This window comes from Methanospirillum sp. (assembly GCF_035560735.1).
Classification (GTDB): domain Archaea; phylum Halobacteriota; class Methanomicrobia; order Methanomicrobiales; family Methanospirillaceae; genus Methanospirillum.
The window spans coordinates 1-3,076 of sequence record NZ_DATMYY010000364.1; the positions used below are offsets into that span (position 1 = coordinate 1).

Consider the following 3,076-nt stretch of genomic DNA (forward strand, 5'->3'; position numbering starts at 1 on the left):
CTCCGCGATACCGCGAATAGATTCAGGCGTAGAATTCAGATCACTATCATGGCCTTGAGAAGGAGGTGGATTAGAATCTGATTCTAACGAACCTTCATCATCAGATAACCAGACTGTGCCTGCAACTGACCAGCTAAGATACAGGATTTCATCCCACGTATAAGCCCGGGTACGACGGTGCATCGTTGCTCCATCAGTCCCGGTGATTACTGTTCTATCAGTGTATGAGATAGCCGGACATTTTTCGAGCAGTCCTGAATAGGTAACTCCCCTGCTCATATACCCATGAAGGAGTTTGTAAATCCTGCTGTTTGACCAGCCGGTTGCAAGTTGCATTTGAGTGATGGTGATTTCATTAAATCCCATGTCCCTGATTGCTGTAATCAAATCAGCCTCCTGCCGTGTAAGTTTTGTAGACTGTGCCCCACATTCACTATTTATTCTATCAAACAGACAGGCTGCAGCCTCAAAGTCTGACAAATCTGCAAATACAACCTGCATCCCATCAACAGTCTCTCTATTTCGCTGCATTTGTCTAAGAACCGCATATGCCCGAATGAGATCAATGAGCATATCAGGATTTCTCCGGTTTACTGATGAAGAGAATTTAATTCGGGTCCCATATGGTATTACCACCCAGGCTGACTGCAGGCAATTCCATATCTCCTGACAGATCTCAATCTCGAGTCTCATCATGGGCCTGGATGTTGGCATTGACTCACATTCAATAAGTGTCTGGGTAAGAACCAGCGAATCCTGTTTTTTACTATCATCTATCCAGCAGGTGAGCATCCGGTTAAAGATCTGATCATCGCCTGAACCCTCAACTTTAGCAACCCACTACACACATCGCTGAGGAATCTGACATTCCTGCCCTTTCCGATCCTTGGTTACGGTGTGATACCTGAAAGGTTCCTGAAATGAAGTGGTCACTCCTTTGAGGATCTCGCTCATCTGTTCAGAGAGAGCGGTATCATCAAGGGCAATAACCGAACCGGGCCTGATATCCTCGATATAAAAAAGAGCTTTATCACTCATTCTTCCATCAAGTCTGAATTCTGCAGGAACCTGTTTGAGCATGGACCCAAATGCATGACTCTTCCCTTTTCCACTCTCACCAGTTACTGAAACATGAAGCCCTTTGCTGTTTAAAACTGACCGGGATGCAAGAGACATCACCATACATTCAGCTACAATCTGATCACCAACATGATCCTGAGAGAAGGTATCCAGCATGAACTTCACGGGATCTCCGGTTCGCAAAATCCGTGAGGCTTCTGAAACAGCCTCTGCACAGACCGGTGCAGTACGTGCTTCATTTAAAATTTGACGCTTTAATGCAGCTTTTCCCGGTGATTTTCGCTCTGTTTTTCTTGAGGACCCGGAATCTGATCTATAGCCAGGCAGACAAGTCCTGCCACTTTGAGGTTCATGTACCATCTCTTTAAGTTCACTCCAGCGTTGCCTTCCACTGCCACAGGAGTTGTGATGACATCCGGCGTAGACAGCCCCGTTCGCAAACTGTATGGCATATGCTCCATCTTTATGATCAGAACTAAATGGACATTCATCAAGGACAAAGAGTGTTCCTCCATTATAGGGTTTGGAGGCGTATGAAAATCCGGTTGCATTCAGCCAATCCTCCAGGATAAATGTTCTCGGTCTGTTGGATGAAGGATTGTTCTGAAGTGATGGTTGCTCTTCGCTCAGCGATGCAAGTACCATCAGATGGTCAACAGAGACTATTTCATTTCTTTCAGGTATCTCAAGAAGGCATGAACGTCGATGAGGTCGTTCTTTTGTATGATCTCCTTTTCGTGAGATTGTTCCATAAAGTTTCCATATTCGTGCTGCATTAAAATTCGCTATATCAACAAGGACATGTTCATCAGAAAAAATCCGATGCAAGGCTGTAAGACACCTTTTAACCAAATCCCTGCTCTCTATGTCATTAGGGAGATCAATACTGTATAAAAGATGGGCTCCATTTCCACTATCACCCCTGACAGGGTCAGGCCATCCAAGTTCACGAAGAAAACCGGCGATCTGAATGGACCGTGCGATTGCTGACTGATGTTCATCTTCAGAAGATGATACTCCGGACGGGCGAACTGGGTCGATGTCAATCGGCAGCCATCTTCTTCTGATAATATCAGTATCAGCCGTAGTTGCATCCCTCTTGGTGAGAGGAGTTTTCATTCGGTTTTCTCTGCGGGAAAGCAATGCGAGATTTATCTCATTAAGGGTGATATAGATCCCCTGTGTTTTGCGATATACATCCAGGTCGCATATTGCTTTTTCAGCTCTTACATGGTCTGTGAAGTATCCTGATGCCATGAAGTCTTCGCCAATAACCCTGATTTCAAAAACCTGATCAGGCTGTACAAGCAGGTTTAACGTATCAAAAATTGGGGAGGTCATGGTTCCTCCCCAAGCGATCTTATTCCGCCAGGTAAAACCTCATACCGGTACCACAATTGATCAGTTCTGATCCAGATCTGAACATCTCCGGGAAAATTGTGCGATTTGACCACAGGGACAAGAATCCTGGTCTCATGCGTAAGATCTTTTAGAAACGTTGCCTGCCTGGATGAAAGGACACGGATAAGCAGTTCGTTATGATCCTTCCATGCAACAAGATGAAACGGACTTTTAGGATCTCCTATCCGAAAGACGATGTATCCCCGGTTTGTAAGAAAATTCCGTGCATCAAAAGAGGATGTCCGCCTGGTTCCCCGGCTAGAGGAGTGAATCATCATTCCTCCGGCTTTTCACTTTAAATCCTGAATAACATATCAAGAGAAAGTATTTACACGATCTTACTGCAATATTGCGTATCCCCTTCATCGTGGAATGGCCTCCAAAAACTAATCCATGTCGAAGGGGGATTGTTCCTCTCTTCTGTTCCAGCACCTGCCACCTGAAGATTGAACTCCGGGTGTTTTCGTGCCGATGACGCTTGTCGTTTATGACGTTTTCCATCGGACTACCTCCATTACTCCCTGAACATCCGGGTTTTTTATAATCCAGCCAGAGTCAGAGGAGTTGTTGTATATTTCCTTGCTATGTTATATAC

Annotated in this window: 2 protein-coding genes and 1 pseudogene; all 3 read right to left on the bottom strand. The window is 45.1% G+C overall.

The genetic code is table 11. The features are described 5' to 3' along the window. Positions 1-792, bottom strand: a pseudogene (locus VN429_RS10845) (hypothetical protein); the annotation flags it as partial. A gap of 48 nt (positions 793-840) precedes the next feature. Then, on the bottom strand, positions 841-2,421 hold the full coding sequence (locus VN429_RS10850) for a hypothetical protein (RefSeq protein ID WP_325633190.1): 1,581 nt from the start codon (positions 2,419-2,421) through the stop codon (positions 841-843). Next, entirely contained in the window at positions 2,418-2,759 is a 342-nt protein-coding gene (locus VN429_RS10855; RefSeq protein WP_325633192.1) for a hypothetical protein, read from the bottom strand. Before VN429_RS10855 ends, VN429_RS10850 begins: the two co-directional genes overlap by 4 nt. Between the last annotated feature and the right edge of the window lie 317 nt (positions 2,760-3,076).

Excerpts from the sequence above, each read along its gene's own strand:
- VN429_RS10850 (WP_325633190.1), bottom strand. The coding sequence starts at position 2,421 with ATGACCTCCCCAATTTTTGATACGTTAAACCTGCTTGTACAGCCTGAT.
- VN429_RS10855 (WP_325633192.1), bottom strand. The coding sequence starts at position 2,759 with ATGATGATTCACTCCTCTAGCCGGGGAACCAGGCGGACATCCTCTTTT.